This window comes from Delftia acidovorans NBRC 14950 (assembly GCF_001598795.1).
GTDB lineage: Bacteria > Pseudomonadota > Gammaproteobacteria > Burkholderiales > Burkholderiaceae_C > Comamonas > Comamonas acidovorans.
This window is the reverse complement of sequence record NZ_BCZP01000011.1, coordinates 30,543-49,141: the sequence shown is the minus strand read 5'-3', so window position 1 is coordinate 49,141 and position 18,599 is coordinate 30,543. Positions and strand designations below refer to the sequence as shown.

The 18,599-nt window shown below is 71.8% G+C and carries 3 protein-coding genes (1 of these 3 only partly in view); all 3 read left to right on the top strand.

What is annotated here, in order from left to right; all coding sequences use genetic code 11:
- Tightly spaced (each overlapping or abutting the next), the 3 genes in view from DA1_RS15770 to DA1_RS15760 form a layout consistent with a single transcriptional unit that may run on beyond the window.
- Positions 1-6,371, top strand: the 3' portion of a protein-coding gene (locus DA1_RS15770) for a hybrid non-ribosomal peptide synthetase/type I polyketide synthase (protein WP_034391917.1). 4,693 nt of this gene lie to the left of the window's left edge; 6,371 of the gene's 11,064 nt are visible here — the last part of the coding sequence; the start codon falls outside the window, past its left edge; it ends in the stop codon at positions 6,369-6,371.
- Positions 6,368-17,002, top strand: a complete 10,635-nt coding sequence (locus DA1_RS15765; protein WP_034391919.1) for a non-ribosomal peptide synthetase — start codon at positions 6,368-6,370, stop codon at positions 17,000-17,002. Before DA1_RS15770 ends, DA1_RS15765 begins: the two co-directional genes overlap by 4 nt.
- On the top strand, positions 16,995-18,599 hold the full coding sequence (locus DA1_RS15760; RefSeq protein WP_034391923.1) for an MBL fold metallo-hydrolase: 1,605 nt from the start codon (positions 16,995-16,997) through the stop codon (positions 18,597-18,599). The genes DA1_RS15765 and DA1_RS15760 overlap by 8 nt, the downstream gene beginning before the upstream one ends.

The following is an 18,599-nucleotide window of genomic DNA, read 5'->3' as shown; positions in this document are numbered from 1 at the left end:
AGGGTCCGCAGCGGCTCGATGCGCTGCTGCGCCGCGCCGCCGCGCAGCATCCCGGCCGGCCAGCCGTGGCCAGCATGGCGGGCGCGCCGCAGGCGATGGACTATGGGCAGCTGTCGCGCCTGGCCTCGGCCTATGCACGCTGGTTGCGCAGCAAGGGACTGCAGGCGGGCGACTGCGTGGCGCTGGTCGCGCAGCGCTCGCCCGCGCTCATCGTGGCGCTGGCCGGGTTGTGGGAGGCAGGGGCCACCGTGGTTCCCGTGGACCCTGCCTATCCCGGCGCGCGCATCGCTGCCATGCTAGAAGATGCCTGCGCCACGGCCGTGGTGGCCGAGGCGCCTGTCGCGGGCTGCAGCCTGCCCCTGTGGCCCCTGCCCATGTCACTGTCCTTTCCCGTGGCAGGCGAGCCAGGCTCAGGCGTTGACTTGGTCGAGGGCCAGGACCAGGGTGCCCCTGGCGCCAGCGCTGCGCCGGCAGGCCATGGCGACGAAGCCCTGGCCTGCATCATCTTCACCTCGGGCTCCACGGGCCGGCCCAAGGGCGTGCGCGTCACGCATGCCGCACTGTGCCGGCTGGCCGAGGCGGCGGGCACGGCCTTCGGCATCGGACCCGGCAGCCGCGTGCTGCAGATGGCGGCCTTCGGCTTCGACGTGGCCATGTCCGATATCGCCTTCGCCCTGTCGGCCGGTGCCTGCCTGTGCCTGGCCTCGCGCGATCAACTCCTGCCTGGCACCCCGCTGGTCGGCACGCTGCAGGCCATGGCCGTCACCCACCTGCAGATCCCCGCCTCGCTGCTGGTGGCCACGCCGGTGGCGGACCTGCCGTGCCTGCAGACCCTGGTCGTCGGCGGGGAACGCTGTCCCGATGCCGTGGCCGATGCATGGTCGCGCGGGCGCAGCCTTTTCGTGGCCTACGGCCCGACCGAGGCTACCGTGACAGCCACCGCCGCACGCCACCTGCCGGGCCAGTCGCCGGGCATAGGCCGCCCGCTGGGCGATGCGCGCCTGTACGTGGTGGACGACAAGGGGCGGCGGGTTCCCGTGGGGGTGGCCGGGGAGATCTGGATCGGCGGCCCGAATGTCAGTCCCGGCTATGTCGCCAGCGGCATGGGCGACGGACGTTTCGGCCCCGATCCTTTTGACGGCTCGGGGGGCGCACGCCTGTACCGCAGCGGTGACCGGGGCCGGTGGCGTGAAGACGGAACTCTGGAGTTCCTCGGGCGCATGGACCGCCAGATCAAGCTGCGCGGCTTTCGCATCGAGCCTGGCGAGATCGAGGCCGCCCTGCTGGAGCAGCCCGGCGTGGCCCAGGCCTTTGCCATGCCCTGGACCGATGCACAGGGCCAGCAGCGCCTGACCGCCTGGGTGGCCGGTGGCCAGGATCTGGACGCGGCAGCCTTGCGCGCGCGGCTGCGTGGCACGCTGGCCCCGCACATGGTGCCGGCCGTGGTGGTGCGCGTGGATGCGATGCCGCTGACTGCGCATGGAAAGATCGACAGCAGGGCGTTGCCGCAACCGCAGTTCGATGGCGGGGCGGACGGCGGCAGCAGGACCCCCTTGCCGGTGCCCGCGGCCACGCAGGCACGCGTGGCCGCGCTGTGGAGCGAGGTGCTCGGCTGTGCCGGCATCGATGCGGATGCCAACTTCTTCGACGTGGGAGGCCACTCGCTGCTGCTGGTGGCGCTGCACGACAGGCTGGGATCGGACCTGGGTGTATCCGTGCCCATCAGCGAGCTGTTTCGCTTCACGACCATCCGCAGCCAGGCTGCGTATCTGGACGCGCTCCGGTCCCCGCACGATGGCGCAGCGCCGGAGGCCCAGCGGGTGCCGCAGCCTGCGGGCGAACAGGATGTAGCCGTCATCGGCATGGCCTGCCGCTATCCCGGTGCGCCTGATCTCGATGCCTATTGGCGCCTGCTGCTCGAAGGCCGCGAGGGCATCGACCACGGTGGCGCGCCAGACGCTCCGCTTCCGGGCTTCGTGGGCTCGGCCGGGCGCATCGGCGATGCGGACTGCTTTGATGCGGCCTTCTTCGGCGTGGGTCCGCGCGATGCCCTGACCTTCGACCCGCAGCACCGCGTGGCACTGGAGTGCGCCTGGCACACGCTGGAGCATGCGGGCTACACGCCCGAAGCCCATGGCGGGCGCATCGGCGTCTTCCTGGGCGTGGGCACCAACACCTATCTGCGCGTGCTGTATCCGGGCGGCGAACTGCCGGCCGGCGCCGACACCTACCACGCGCTGTCATGCAATGACAAGGACTTTGCCGCCAGCCGCATCGCCTATCACCTGAACCTCAAGGGCCCGGCCATGGCCGTGCAGACGGCCTGCTCCTCATCCCTGGTCGCGGTGGACATGGCCTGCCGTGCCATCCGCGAGGGCAGTGCCGAGATGGTCCTGGCCGGGGGCGTGTCCATCCAGTTCCCGCAGCGCGACGGCTACGTACACCAGCCCGGCATGATCCTGTCGGCCGATGGACGCTGCCGCCCCTTCTCGGCCGACGCGGGCGGCACCGTGCCGGGAGGCGGCGTGGGCATGGTGCTGCTGAAATCGCTGTCCCGCGCCCTGGCCGATGGCGACAACGTGCTCGCCGTGGTGCGCGGCAGCGCCGTCAACAACGACGGCTCCGCCAAGGTCGGCTACACCGCGCCCGGCGCCGACGGGCAGGCCGGGGTGATTGCCGCCGCGCTGGCAGCGGCGCGCCTGGCTCCGGCCGACATCGACTACATCGAGGCCCATGGCACGGGCACGGCACTGGGCGACCCGGTGGAGATCGCGGCCCTGGGCCGTGTGTTCGGCAACACAGCCGGTGGCGCGGGCGCGCAGGACACGGCGGCCCGCAGCCGTCCTCTGGCGCTGGGCTCCGTCAAGAGCAACATCGGCCATGCCGATACGGCTGCAGGCATTGCAGGCTTCATCAAGGCCGTGCTGGCCGTGCACCATGGCGTGCTCCCGGCCAGCCTGCATTTTTCGGCCCCCAATCCGCATGCGGACTTTGCCTCCGTCCCCATCGAGGTGGTCTCCCGGCAGCGGCCGTGGACGCATGACGGCACGCGCCGCGCAGGCATCAGTGCCTTCGGCATCGGCGGCACGAATGCGCATGTGGTGATCGAGCAGGCGGCGGCGCACGCGCCCCATGCGTCCAGCACGGGCGCGCTGCCGCAGGCCTGGGTGCTGCCGCTGTCGGCGCGCACGCCGGCCGCGCTGCAGGCCGGCCTGCTGGCCCTGGCAGGGATGCTGGACAAGGCGCCAGAGACTTCGCTGGCCGACCTCTCGTTCACGCTGCACCAGGGCCGGGCCGCCTTTGCCTGGCGCGCGGCCGTGGTGGCGCACGGCACGGCCCAGGCGGCGGCGCTGCTGCGCCGCGCCGCGCCCTGTCAGGTGTCCCAGGTGTCTCAGGTGTCTCAGGGCGACCGGCCTGCGCAGGCCTGGCTGTTTCCTGGCCAGGGCAGCCAGTATCCCGGCATGGGACGCGCGCTGTACGAGCAGGACGCCGACTACCGCAGCGTCTTCGATCGTTGTGCCGATGGGCTGGCTCCGCATCTGGGGCAGGATCTGCGCGGCATTCTGTACGGCCCGGTCGGCGTGGCCGTCGATGCCCAGGCACTGCGCCAGACCGAGCTGGCGCAGCCCGCGCTGTTCGCCGTGACCTATGCCATGGCCAGCGCCGCGCTGGCCCGCGGCCTGGAGCCGGCGGCCTTGCTGGGGCACAGCCTGGGCGAGTACGTGGCAGCCTGCCTGGCCGGGGTCTTCTCGCTGGACGACGCCCTGGCCCTGGTGGCCGCGCGCGGCCGCATGATGCAGGCGCTGCCGCACGGAGCCATGCTGGCCGTGCCGCTCACCCAGGCTCAGGCGCGCGAACTGCTGGCCAGCCCGGCCCATGCCGGCATCGACCTGGCCGCCATCAACGCGCCGCAGCAGTGCGTGTTCGCCGGGCCGGTGCCGGCCATAGACCGGCTGCAGGCGGCGCTGGCGGATGCGGGCAAGGCCGCCATGCGGCTGGACACCTCGCATGCCTTCCACTCCGCATCGATGGAGGGCATGCAGCGCGCGTTCACCGACTTGTTCGATGGCATGGTGCTGCACCCTCCGCAGCGACGCTTCCTGTCCAATCTCACGGGTACCTGGATCACGGACGCCGAGGCCACGGACCCGGCGTATTGGGCGTGCCACCTGCGTGCGCCAGTGCGCTTTGCCGACGGCCTGAAGACCCTGCGCGCCGAGGGCATCGGTGTGCTGGCCGAATTCGGCCCGGGCAGGGTGCTGGGCAAGCTCGCTGGTGCCAATGGATGGGCTGCAGATGCGCTGGCGCCCTCGGGGCTGCAGCGCAGCGAGGGGTCCGTCGCCGAGCCTGCGCTGGATGCGCTGCATGCGCGGCTGTGGTGCCTGGGCGCTGCCTCGCGTCCGGGGCGCCTGCCGCCCGCAGCCGGCCGACGCATTCCCCTGCCCGTATATGCCTTCGAACGCATCCGGCACTGGCCTGCCGAAGTGGCAGGCAAGCCGCATGCGCCAGCCGCCCCTTCGCTTTCCGCTGTTTCACCGGCCTCGCCTTTCCTGGGCGATGTCCGGGCCGCTCCGCCGAAGCTGCCCGACATGGCCGACTGGTTCCATGTGCCGGGCTGGCGCCGCGAGCCCGCTGCACAGGCCGCTGGCATTGCGGCACCCGCCGCAGCCTCGCTGCGCTGGATGGTGGTGGGCGTACACCTGCCGGCCGGCGCCGCGCTGGTGCAGGCCCTGAGCGTGGCCGACCAGCAGGTGCTTGCCGTCAGCGCCGGCCAGGCGTTTGCGCAGGCGGCGCCCGGCCATTTCACGATCGGTGCTGGAGATCACCAGGATTTCCGGCGTCTTCTGGATGCCTTGCCGGAGCATGCACGGCCGCAGCGCATCGTGCACCTGGAGGCCACACGCGGCGGCGCGCCGGACGATCTGTTGCGGCGAGGCTTCTTCGGCGTCCTGGGGCTGGCACGCGCCCTGGGCAGCGCGGTGCCGCCCTGGCCGGTGCGGCTGGACATCGTGACCACTGGCGCAGCCGACGTGGACGGCGACGAGGCCCTGGCCGCGGGCGCTGCAACGCTGCTCGGCGCCGTCAAGGTGTTGCCGCTGGAGTATCCGAACCTCGATTGCCGCCTCATCGATGTCCGTGACATGGACGGCCCGGGCGCAGGCGAGGCGCTCCAGGCCCTGGCTGCCGAGCTGCTGCGCACCGATCCGCTGTCGCAGGCCCCGCAGCCCGTGGTCGCCCTCAGGCGCGGGCGGCGCTGGGTGCCGCAGTTCACGGCGCAGCGCCTGCCCGAGCCGCTGGCCGGCCAGGCGCGCTTCAGGCCTGCAGGCGTCTATGTGCTGACGGGCGGATTCGGTGGCATGGGCTCGGCGCTGGCGCGCGAGCTGGCCGGCAGCGGCGCGCATCTGGTGCTGCTGGGCCGGCATGTCGATGCATCCTTGGTCGCTCAGTTGCAATCGCGCGGCGCCCAGGTGCTGGCGCTGGCCTGCGATGTGTCCGACGCCAGAGCGCTGGGCGATGCCCTGGCCCGGGCCCGCAGCCGGTTTGGCCGCGTGGACGGCGTGCTGCATGCGGCCGGGGTGGCGGACCAGGGCGGGGTGGTGCACAACCGCGACGACGCCAGCATCGCCACGGCCATGGCAGCCAAGGTCCAGGGCGCCCTGGCGCTGGATGCGGCCCTGGCCGGACAAGAACCCGACTTCGTTGTGCTGTTCTCCTCGCTGGGCACGGTAGTGCCGGGCAGCAAGTTCGGCCAGATCGGCTATGCCGCCGCCAACGAGTTCCTGGCGCTGTTCGCCGCCGAGCGCACGGCACGCCGTGGCGGCTTCACGCAGGCCATCGACTGGGACGACTGGACCGAAGTGGGCATGACCGTCATGGCCCGCCAGCGCTGGGGCCTGCCCGCACTGGCCGCCAGCGAGGGACTGACGCCCGCCGAAGGCGTGGCCGTGCTGCGGCGTGCCCTGGCCTCGCCCCATCCCCGCGTATCGGTTTGCGTGCGCGACCTGCCCTCCCTGCTGCGCCTGGCCGGAAGCGTCTGGACGGACGCGGCTGCAGCGCCCGCAGGCCTGCCCGCCAGCGGCGAGCCGGCACAGGCCCCTGAGCAGGGCGGCGAAGGCCCGGACACGCGGCAACGGCTGGCCGCCGTCTGGCGCGAGGTTCTGGGCGTAGCCGAGATCGGTGCGCAATCCCACTTCTTCGAACTGGGCGGCCATTCCCTGATTGCCATGCGCGTGCTGGCCTATGTGCGTGAGCATTTCGGCGTGGAGCTGGGCATCGCGGCGGTGTTCGAGCATCCGGTGCTCGGCGACTTGGCAGACTTTGTTGACGCGTGCCGGCCCATGGGCGGCACCGTGGAGGAATTCACCTTATGAAGAGTGCGAGCGACAGGGCAAGCGATCTGCTGGCCCGCCTGGCGCAGCTGGGCGTGACCGTGCAAGTCGAGGGCGGCGATCTGAAAGTGCGCGGCCCGGCAGGTGCCATTGGCGGGCAGATGCGCGATGAGCTGCGCGCTCTCAAGCCGCAGCTGCTGGCCCTGCTGTCACGCAGCGGGCCCGCGCCAGTGGCCGCAGGAGCTGCTGCAGAGGTGGATCCCGACCGCGTGCCGCTGTCCTTCAACCAGCGCCGGCTCTGGTTCCTGGACCGGCTGGAGGGCGGTGGCAGCGCCTTCATCATGGCCGCCTGTTTCGAGCTCGAAGGCCCTTTGGACCTTGAGGCCCTGCAGCAGGCGCTGACGGTGCTGGTGGAGCGCCACGAGCTGCTGCGCAGCGTCATCGTGGACGAGGCCGCCGAGCCGGTGCTGCGCATCGGCGCTGCCACGGCCGTGCGCCTTCAGCCAGAGTCCGTGGACGATGCCTCACCCCAGGGCCTGGCCGACCTGATGGCGCAGCAGGCGCGCCAGCCCTTCGATCTGACGCAGGCGCCCCCCTTGCGGCTGCGCCTGTTTGCACTGGAGCCGCAGCGCCACGTGCTGGCCCTGTCGCTGCACCACATTGCCGGGGATTTCTGGTCCATGGGGCTGCTGCTGGCCGAACTCGGCCAGCTGTATGACGCGGCCTGCCAGGGCCTGCCGTCGCCGCTGCAACCGCTGCCCCTGCGCTACCCAGACTACTCGGCCTGGCAGCGCGCCACGCTGGATGAGGCGCGGCTGGCGCCGCAACTGGCCTTCTGGCAGTCGCAACTGCAGGGCGCACCCACCCAGCTGGCGATGCCGCTGGACAGGCCCCGGCCCGCAGAGCGCGGCGCCAGTGGCGCCCACCATCACTTTCGCATCTCGCCGGAGGGCACCCAGGCGCTGCAGGAGGCGTCAGCACGCGCAGGCGTCACGCCCTTCATGGCGCTGTTGGCCGCCTATGCCGCCGTGCTGGGGCGCTGGACCGGCCAGGACGAGGTCGTCATCGGCTGCCCGGTGGCCCACCGGGACACGCCGCAGACGCAGGGACTGGTCGGTTTCTTCATCGACACCCTGCCGCTGCGCATCGACCTGCGCGACGACCCCCAACCTGCCGAGCTGCTGCAGCGCGTTCGCCGCACCTGCCTGCAGGCATTCGAGCACCAGGACCTGCCGTTCGAGCGCATCGTGCAGGCCGTGCGGCCCGAGCGGGCGCTCAACCGTGCGCCCCTGTTCCAGACCATGTTCGTGCAGCAGACCGCTGGTGCAGCCGTGCTGGCGATGCAGGGGCTGGCCGTGCGGCCGCTGCCCGTGCCAGCGGCGGCGCCAGAGCTGGACCTGAACCTGTCGGCGCGTCTGGACGGCGAAGCCTTCGCCTGCGACATGGAGTACGACGCCGACCTGTTCGACCCGGCCACCGTGGCTGCGCTGTGCGCGCAGTTTGCGCATGTGGCGGGGCAGTGGGCGTGCGGCCTTGCACTGTCCCGGCTGGCGCTGGCCCCGCAGGCCTGCGCCGTGGCTCCCGCACCAGCCATGCCCGAGGGCGCTGCGCCGGCATCCGTCCCCGCGCTGATAGCCCGCGCTGCCGATCGCTGGCCGCAGCGCATGGCCGTGCAGGCGGATGGCGCGGCACTTTCGCTGCGCGAGCTTGTGTGCCAGGCCGACGCACTGGCCGGGCGACTGCGCGGCGCGGGTGCCAGGCCCGGCGACCTGATCGGCCTGGGCCTGGGCAACTGCCTGGCTTTGCCGGTGGCCATGCTGGCGGCCTGGCGCTGTGGTTGTGCCTATGCCGTACTCAGCCTGGCGAGGCCGCTGGCACAGCGCGCGACCATGATGGAGGCGGCCGGCGTGCGCCTGGTCATTACCGCGTCTGCGGCGGAGCAGTGGCCTTCGCATACGGTGCTGGTAGCGCCGGACCTGGCGCCGGACCTGGTGGCAGAGCCTGCCGGCAGCGCCGCGCAGCAGCCCTGGCTCGCAGACCCCGCGCAACGGGCCTATGTCTGCTTCACCTCGGGATCGACCGGCGCCCCGAAGGGCGTGGTCGTGAGCCATGCCAACCTGGCCCACCATGCGGCGGCGGTGGCGCGTGAGTTCGGCCTGTGCGAGACCGATCGCGTGCTGCAGTTCGCGGCACCCGATTTCGATGTGGCTGCCGAGGAGATCTTCCCCACGCTGGCCTCCGGTGCCTGCGTGGTGCTGCGGGCACAGAACAGTCTTGACAGCCTGGAGGCTTTCCAGGCCCAGGTGGCAGGCGCGCGGCTGACCGTGCTCAATCTGCCGTCCGCGTTCTGGCACGAGTGGGTGGGCATGCTGCATGCATCGGGCACGGCTGTTCCGCCCGCCCTGCGGTTGGTGGTCACGGGCAGCGACCGCGTTTTCGTGCGCAGCTTGCGCCAGTGGCAGGCGCTGTGCCGCCATCCTGTGGCCCTGCTCAGCGGCTATGGCCCGACGGAGGCCACCATTTCGGCCGCGTTCTTCGACCCCGCGCACGACGTGCTGCCTCTGGCGGCCGAGATCCTGCCTCTGGGCCATGCGCTGCAGGGCGTGCAACTGGCCGTGGTGGACAGCGCCGGGCAGGCCTTGCCTGCCGGGGCCATCGGCGAAATCGTCATCGGCGGCGGTGGTGTGGCGCAGGGGTATCTGCAACAGGACGAGGCCACACAGGCCGCTTTTCGCGCCTGCGCCGCACTGGGCGGGGCGCGCGCCTATTGGAGCGGCGACCTGGCGAGGCGGCGTGCCGACGGTGCGCTGGAGTTCCTGGGCCGGCGCGATGCGCAGGTGAAGATCCGGGGATTTCGCATCGAGCCCGCCGAAGTGGAGGCCGCCCTCATGGCCCATCCCTGCGTGCGCGAGGCTGCCGTGGTGCTGGCGCACGATGGCGCAGGCCAGCCGGTGTTGCTCGCGGTGGTTGCGGGACAGGCCGATGCGGCGGCGCTGCGCAGCTGGCTGTCCGAGCGGCTTGCGCCCTACATGGTGCCTGCCGTGTGCCGCGTGCTGGAGAGCCTGCCCCATACGGCATCGGGCAAGATCGACCGGCGCGCGCTGGCGGGGCTGGCCCTCCAGTCGCCGCCGCAGCTGCCTGTGGCGGACGGCACGGCCCAGCCTTGCAGCCCGCTGGAAGCCACCCTGGCCAGGCTCTTTGCCGAGGTGATGAACCTTGCGCAGGTGGGCGTCACCGACAACGTCTTCGACTTGGGTGTGGACTCCATCCGCTGCCTGCAGATCGTCTCGCGTGCGCGCCGCCAGGGCCTGGACCTGGTGGTGCGCGACATCTTCCGCACCCAGACCGTGCGTGCCCTGGCCGGGGAGATCGCCCTGCGGTCGCGGGCCGCGCCGACGGTACCGGTGGCGGAGGCCGGGGCACCGTTGTCACCGACCCCCATCCAGGCCTGGTTCCTGGAGCATGCAGGGGCAGGGGCCGCTCACTACAACCAGGCGGCCGTGCTGCGCGTGCCCCCGCAGTTGCCGGCCGAAGCGCTGGAGCGGGCGCTCGCGGGCGTGGTGGCATGCCACGAGATGCTGCGCCTGCGGGTGGACGCACAAGGCGTGCTGGATATTGCCCCCATGGCGCCCGGGCCTGTGCTGGACGTGGTCTGCCTGGAGGGCCTTGCACCGGCAGAGGCACAGCAGCGCCAGGCCGAAGCCTTTGCCGCGGCCCAGCGCGCCATGGACCCGGCGTCCGGCCGCATGGTGCGTGGCGTGCTGCTGCCCGGCACGGGCCGGCTGATGCTGGCCATTCACCACCTGGCGGTGGATGCCTATTCCTGGTCGGTACTGCTGGAAGACCTGGCCCTGGCCTGCGCACAAGTGTCGCGCGGCGAGCCCGTGCGACTGCCCGCGCCCACCAGCTCCTATGCGCGCTGGTCGCACCGGTTGGGCGAGCTGGCCGCCGGGCCCGAGGCGGCTGCGCAGGCGCAGGCGTTGCAACAGGCGTTCAGCCAGGTGGGCGCGACCGTGTTGCCTCCCCAGACGCCAGCCGGTTGCGTGGGCCAGGCCCAGACCCTGGCCTTCGAACTGGACGAGGAGACGACGCAGGCCCTGGTCCACGAGGTGCCGCGTGCCTTTGCCGCCCGCGTGGACGAGGCTTTGCTCGCCGCCCTGGTTGTGGCAGGCGTGCGGCTGGGGGTGGATGGTCCCTGGCGGCTGGATCTGGAGCGCAACGGACGCGCCGACCTCTTCGAGGAGCTGGACCTGTCTCGCACCGTCGGTTGGTTCACGGCGCTGCAGCGCGTGGGCATCGAGCCAGCTCACGGCGCCGCCGATGCCGCGGCGGTGGTGGCGCAGGTTGCCGCTCAGGTGCGCGGCGCCGCATGGCAGGGACTGGCGCTGGGGCTGCTGCGCTACCGCTCGCCCGACGGCGCCGTGCGCGCCGGCCTGGCCGCGCTGCCTGAACCGGAACTGCTGCTGAACTACCTGGGCCGCATGGACGGCGCCCCTGCCGGGGACGAGACCATCGCTCCGGTGGATGAGGCGGCGGGACCTGCGCAGGCCCCCGGACTGGCGCGCAGCCATGTGATCGAGCTCAATGCGGGGCTCTGGAATGGCCGGCTGCGCGGGGAACTGAGCTTTCCGGCAGGGGGGCCGAACCGCGAGCGCATCGCCCAATGGCTGGATGAGGTGAAGACCGTGCTGGCCGAGATCGCCAGCGCCGCGCGTGAGGGCCGTGGAGCATGTGCTGCCCCGGCCGGGCAGGTGCCGCAGGCCGTTCCCCGCAGCCGTGCTCCGGTGGCCGTGCTGGCGCTCACGCCCCTGCAGCACGGCCTGCTCTACCACAGTCTGCGTGCACCCGATGACCAGGTCTACTTCGATCAATTGACACTGACCCTGCAGGGTCCGCTGGACCCGGCAGCGCTGCGCCGTGCCTGGGAAGCTGTGGTGGCACGCCACGGCGTGCTGCGTACCAGCTTCCACTGGGACGATGGCGAGGCCATGCAGCATGTGCATGCCCACGTGGAGCTGCCCTGGCAGCACGACGACTGGCGCACCATGGATACGGCCGCGCAGCATGCCGCCCTGTCGGCACTGCTGGCGCAGGACCGGGCCCGGGGCTTCGACCTGCGCCACGCGCCCCTGATGCGCCTGCATCTGCTGCACACGGCAGAAGACCGCCATGAGCTGTTGTGGAGCGCCCACCACCTGCTGCTGGACGGGTGGTCGGTCTCTGTGGTGATGGACGAGGTCTTCCGCCTGTACGGCCAGGCCCTGGGCGATGGCACGCCAGCGCTGCCGCGCGCGCCCGATTTCGCCGACTGCGTGCGCTGGCACCAGCGGCGCGACGTGCAGGCCGACCAGGCCTTTTGGCGCCAGGCGTTGCAGGGCCTGCACGAGCCCACCTCACTGGCCTTTCTGCGCCAGGCCGGGGAGCCTGTCGAGCCTGAGGCTCCGGACCCGATCGAATGCCTGCTGCCGCCCGCCACCAGCAGCGCCCTGGCCGCGCTGGCCCGCGCCGCGCGTGCCACGCCCGGCATCGTGCTGCAGGCCGCCTGGGCACTGCTGCTGTCGTGCCACAGCGGCAGCCGCGACCTGGTGTTCGGTGTGACCGTGTCGGGGCGCTCTCCCGACATCGCTGACGTGGAGCAAATGGTCGGCATGCTGATCGCCACGGTGCCGGCGCGTGTGCGTGTGGCTGCCGGCATGCCGCTGCTCTCGTGGCTGTCCGCGCTGCAGCGGGACCACCTGGAGCGCGAGCAGCATGCGGCCGCATCGCTGGCGGAAATCCGCCAGGCCTCGGAACTGGAGCCAGGCTGCGATCTGTTCCAGTCCCTGGTTCTGGTGCAGAACTATCCTGCGCCCGATGCGCTGCAGGCCGGTGGTCTGTGCCTGGCCGCAGTCGCCAGCCATGAGCGCACCAACTTCCTGCTCACCCTGGCCTGCATGCAAGGCACGGATGGATGGCGCCTGGCACTGCACCGCGACCGCGAGCAGGTGCCGGCTGCGGCAGCGCGCCGCCTGCTGTCGCACCTCGATGCGCTGCTTGCCGCCATGGCGGCGCAGCCCGGTCAGGCACTGGGCTCGCTGCTGCAGCTCGCGCCCGAGCAGGCGCGCGATGCCCTGGAGGCCGGCACCGGCCCTGCCGAGACCATGGACGAGCGCTTTCTGGTGGACTGGATCGACCACTGGGCGCAGCACACGCCCGGCGCCACGGCCCTGGAAGGGCCGCACGGTCGCATGGACTATGCGCAACTGGCGAGGCTGTCGAGCCAGGCGGCCTGCTCGCTGTATGCCCTGGGTGCAGGGCAAGAAACCCGTGTGGCCCTGTGCCTGGGCCGCTCTCCCGTATGCCTGGCGGCAATTGCCGCAATCCTGCGCGCGGGCGCAGCCTTTGTGCCCATCGACCCTGCGCTGCCGGCGCAGCGCCAGCGCTTCATGCTGGAGGACAGCGGCGCAGTGCTGGTGCTGGCCGATGCCGCGCTGCCCGTGGCGGAGGAACTGGGTTTGCGCTGCCTCACGCCGGAGCAGTTATTCGGCACCATGTCGCCAGACGAGGCTGCCGAGGCCACTGTGCTTGCCCAACCGCAGGCCTCGTCCTCGGCCTATGTGATCTATACGTCCGGCTCCACGGGCACGCCCAAGGGCGTGGTCAATACGCGGGCGGGCATGCGCGCCCTGGCCCATGCCCAGCAGCGCGTGTTCGCGCTGGATGGAAGCGATCGCGTGCTGCAGTTCGCCTCGCTGTCCTTTGACGCCTCCGTCTGGGAGATGACCATGGCCTGGCGCCATGGGGCGGCGCTGCTGGTGCCTGCCCCGGACATGGCAAGGGCCGGGCCACAGCTGCAGGCCTTTGTGCGGCGCCATGGCATCACCGCCGCAACACTGCCGCCCACGGTGCTTTCCACCCTGGAGGCGGCCTCGCTTGATGCGCTGCGCCTGCTGGTGGTGGCCGGCGAGGCCTGTGCACCGGAGTTGGCGCTGCGGTGGTCGGTGGGCCGGCGCTTTTTCAATGCCTATGGACCGACCGAGGCTTCGGTGGCTGTCAGCGTGCAGGAGGGCGTGCAACGCGCCGACCAGCTGCCCATTGGACGGCCGCTGCCGAACATGCAGCTGCATGTGCTGGACGAGGACATGCGCCTGCTGCCCCCGGGGGCGCCGGGGGAGCTGTACATCGGCGGTGCAGGGCTGGCGCGGGGCTACCTGGGGCGTCCCGGGCTGACGGCGGCCAGCTTTGTGCAGGATCCGTTCGGCGACCCCGGCGAGCGGCTGTACCGCACGGGCGACCGGGGCTGGCGCCTGGCCGATGGGCGCGTGCACTTTGCAGGCCGCAACGACCACCAGATCAAGCTGCGCGGCCTGCGCATCGAGCTGGGCGAAATCGAGGCTGCGCTGGCCACCCACCCGGGCGTGGAGGCCGCAGCGGTGCTGGTCATTGCGCACGGCGAGGCCGACCACCGGCTGACGGCCTGCGTGGGCGCCGCGAACCCCGTCGGCGCCGAGGCGTTGCGCGCGTACCTGGCGGCCCGCCTGCCTGCGCACATGGTTCCCGCCTATTTCGTGGAGCTGAACCAGCTCCCGCTCACCCACAGCGGCAAGATCGACCGCCAGGCACTGGGCCGGCAACTGGCGGCGCAGCCGGCGCGGCCGTCTTCGCCAGCGCCTGCCGCCGACGCCGCTGCAGGCGACGCCTGCGCGCGGCTGGCGGCGGTCTGGTCCCAGGTGCTGGGCGTTGCCGAGGTGGGGCCGCACCAGAGCTTTTTCGAGCTGGGCGGGGACTCCATTCTTGCCATCCAGGTGGTTGCGCGGGCCAACCGGCAGGGGCTGGCCATCACGCTGGCGCAGCTGATGGACCCGGCCTCGCAGACGGTGGCTGCTCTCGTGGCGCTGCTGGATCAGGACGGAGGGCCGGTGGTGCAGCCCCGCGCCACCGAGGACGTTGCAGGCGATGGCCGCGTGCCGCTCACGCCCATCCAGCGCTGGTTCCTGGCGCTGGACGCTCCGCAGCGCCAGCACTACAACCAGAGTTTTCTGTTGACCGTGCCTGCCGACCTCGCGCCCGAACGGCTGCAGGCCGCGCTGGCGCTGCTGCTGCAGCGCCATGATGCGCTGCGCCTGCGCTATCGCCGCGAGGACGGCGGCTGGGTGCAGACGCTGGCCGATGGCCTTGTGCCGCCTGCGGTCCCGCTGCTGCAGGTGGTGGCATCGCCGCCTGGCGAAACGCCGGCCGCATGGCGCGAGCGGCTGCAGGCCGCCGCCGTGGCCAACCAGGAGCGGCTGGACCTGCAGGCGGGCCCGCTGATGCACGCGGCTCTGTACCTTCCCCCGGGCCAGGAGGAGGCGCCAACTCATGCACAGGCACAGGCGCGCCTGCATCTGGTCGTGCACCACCTGGCCATCGACGCCGTGTCCTGGCGCGTGCTGCTGGACGATCTGGCCGAGGCCTGCCGCCTTGGCCGCATTGCCAGGCCGCCTGGCGCGTCCTTCAGCCATTGGGCGGCAGCCGTGTCGCGCCATGCCGCATCGCAGTCGGCGCGTGCCGAGCTGCCGTACTGGCTGGCCCAGTCAGGCGACGCCTGCCTGCCGCTGGCGCGTGGCGCCGGGGCGGCCTCCACGGTGGGCGGAGCCGTCACCCTCGGCGTGCAGTTGTCCGTGGACGAGACTGGCGCCTTGCTGCGCGAGGCGCCACGGGTCCATGGCGCCTCCATGCAGGAGCTGCTGCTGGCGGCGCTGGCCTCGGCCCTGGCCGGTCGCGTCCAGGGCCGCTGCATCGGTGTGGCGCTGGAGTCGCATGGCCGCGATGTGGTGCTTGAAGGCCTGGAGGTGGGCTCCACCGTGGGGTGGTTCACGGCGCTGGCACCCCTGGCACTGCCCCTGCCTCGATCGTTGCCCGATGCCCCGCCTGCGGACGGCGCTGCGGGCCCGTCCGCGCTGTCTGCTCTTGCGGTCGTGCGTGAGGCTCTGCGCGCCATGCCGCGGCGCGGCTTCGGCTACGGCGTGCTCAGCCAGCTTTCGCCCGAGCCGGCCGTGCGCCAGGCCCTGGCCGCGCAGGCCCCGCCCGGCATCGCCTTCAACTACCTGGGGCAATGGGATACGGCCTGGCCCGAAGGCGAGGGCCTGCGCCCTGCGCCGGAGCGCGATGGCCCGGGCTTCGCGGCGAGCACGCCGCGTGCCTTCCCGCTGGAAGTCAATGCCATGGTGGCGGACGGGCGGCTGGCGCTGGATCTCACCTACGATCCCCGGGACCTGGAGGAAGGCTGGATTGCGGCGCTGGCCGCCGACATGCAGGCCTGGCTGGTGCACGCGGCGGCCAGTGCGCGGCAAGCCGGTTCTGTACAGGCAGGCGGCGCACAGGCCAGCCCGTCCTTGCGCGCGCCAGCCTTGCCCTCGCATGGCCTGGGGCCGCAGCAGGACGCCATGCTGGCCCACGCCCTGGCCTGCCCGGGATCGTCCGCCTATGTGGTGCAACTGGGGGCCAGCCTGCCTGCGACGCTGGACGTGCCCGCTTTCATGGCTGCCTGGAACGCCGCCGTGGCTCGCCATGCGGCGCTGCGCGGCTGTTTCTCTGTGGACGCAGCAGACGGGTCGGGGCGCCAGCATGTGGACGACAGCCTCACCGCCGCGCCCTGGCGCACCGAGGACTGGTCTGCCTGGACACCCGCCGATGCACAGGTCGCATACGATGCGCTGCGCGAGATCGAGCAGGCGCGCGGCTTCGATCTTGCCCGCGCCCCGCTGATGCGCTTTGCGCTCGCCCGCATGCCGGACGGCGGCTGGCGCTTTTGCTGGACCTACCATCACCTGCTGGTCGATGGCTGGTCGATGCCGATTTTGATGGCCGATGTGCAGGCCGTTTATGCGGGCCGCTTGCCCGGCGCGGCGGCGCCCGACACTCCAGCGCCCGACGTGCGGCGCTTCCTCGACTGGCTGGATGCGCAGGATGCGGGCAGCGCGCAGGCCTTCTGGAAGAATGAACTGGCGGGCCTGGCGCCCTCGCGTTGGCCTGCTGCCGAGGCAGCCGTGGCCAGCGGACGTTCCCGCCAGGTGCACCGGGTGCTGGCAGCCGGGACGGGCGCCAGCGTGGCTGCCTTTGCCCGCCGCCACCGCCTGTCGGTGCCCAGCGTGGCCCTGCTGGCGTGGGCGCTGGTGCTGGCGCGGCACATGGGGCGCGACGACCTGGCCTTTGGCGTCACCTCGGCCCTGCGTCCCGCCGAACTCGAGGGTGCCGAGGCCATGGTGGGCGCCATGTTGGCCACACCGCCGTTGCGCGTGAGGCTCGACCGGGCGCAGGGCTTTGCCGCCGCCTGCCAGCAGTTGCAGCGCCGGCGCATGCAGGCGTCTGGTCATGCCTGGCTGGCGCCGCGGGCTATCGCATCGGCCGCCGGGCTGGCCGCTGCCGATGACCTGTTCGGCACGGCGCTGCGCATTCAGAACTACCCGCTGGGCGAGTTGGGCAGCGACAGCGCCGCCCTGGCTTTTCACGATGTGGACATCCGTGACGCCTGGCACCACCCGTTCAACCTGGAAGTCATGCCCGGCGACGATTTTCGCCTGCTGGCGGTGCACGACGCGCTCAAGGTCGCTCCCGCCGTGGCCGACGCCCTGCTGGAGTCCATGGCGCACCTGCTGGAGACGCTGGACCAGGACCGGCCGCTGACCTATTGGCTTGAGGAGACACATGGCTGACGCAACACCGCTTTATCTGCGCGAGGACGTGGTGGCCGTGCCACGGTTCGCGGGCTGGTATGCCTGGTCCTTTCTGATTTCGCCCGCCACGGCGGCCCTGTACCTGGCCAACCGCTACGTGCGCATCATGGAGTCCTATCTGGAGGCGCCCGAGCTGCATGCCCAGGCCGTGGCCAATGCCGCCATGCGCGGCGGCCCCTTCATGGACTGGCCGGCCGAGCGCCGCGGGGACATCCAGGCCCTGCTGGACGAGACGCGCCAGCGCCATGCCGGGCTGTTGTCGTTTGCTGCCGACCTGGGGCAGTGCTGGGAGTTGCTCAAGACCCAGGCCGATGGGCATTCGATGGCGCAGCTGTATCCGCGCCTTCCCGATTCGGTGCGCGGCTATGCGGAGCTCGTGTACTCGCTGACCGGCGCACCGGACCTGCGCCTGATCGAGGCGCTGCTCTACCGCAGCCCGCTGTATGACACCTCGGCTCAGAGCACGCTGGTGATGCGCGGCGGCGATGTGCGGCCCTTTGCCCTGGGCACGCCGCAGCTCGAACGTGACGGGGCGGTCGCCCTGCAGATTCCGTATGCCAGCCCCGCCAACGACATGCTGGCAGCGCTGCGGCACGCACCGCGCCCCTTCGATGCCATCGCCGAGTCGCTCGGGCTGGAGGGCGCGCGGGCCGACCGCTTCCACGCTTTGCTGACCGGCACGCCACCGGCCCGGCGCGGTGGGGACCTGGCGGACACGGCGCCGGTGGGCAGCGCGCGCTGGCGGTATTTCGGCCATGCCTGCGTGCTGGTCGAGACGCCAGGTGGGCGCAGCGTGCTGATCGATCCCCTGGTGCCTGCCGGTGGCAGCGCGGGCCAGACACCGCGCTTCACGCTGGCCGACCTGCCGCAGCGCATCGACTGCGTGGCGCTGACGCACAACCACCAGGACCATGTGCAGCTGGAGACCTTGCTGGCCCTGCGCTCGCGCATCGGTCGGGTTCTGGTGCCAGCCGGCGGGGGAGGCAGTCTTGCCGACCCCTCGCTCAAGCTCGCACTGCAGGCGGCGGGCTTTGCCGATGTGCAGGAAATCGGCCCGCTGGAGGTCTTCAGCGAGGGCGACCTGACGGTCACCGCCCTGCCTTTCCTGGGCGAGCATGCCGATCTGGACATTCGCACCAAGGCCGCCTGGCTGGTGGATGCCGCCGGCAGCCGCCTGCTGTTCGCGGCGGACTCCAACAATCTGGAGCCTCGCCTGTACGAGCACCTGCGCCCCGTGGTGGGTTCGCTGCAGGCCCTGTTCATCGGCATGGAGTGCGAGGGCGCGCCCCTGAGCTGGCTGTACGGTCCGCTGCTGCCGACACCGCTGGACCGCGCACGCGACCAGTCGCGCCGGCTCGACGGCTCGGACTACCGCCGCGCCATGGGCCTGCTGCGCATGCTGCAGTGCGAGCAGGTCTTCGTCTATGCACTGGGGCTGGAGCCGTGGCTGTCGTTTATCACCAGCATCGAGTTCGACCCGGAGTCGGCCGCCATGCGCTCCGTGCGCTCCCTGCTGGCCGCCTGCGAGGATCTGGGCATCCCGGCCGAGCGCCTCTACGGAAAAGCCGAAGGCTGA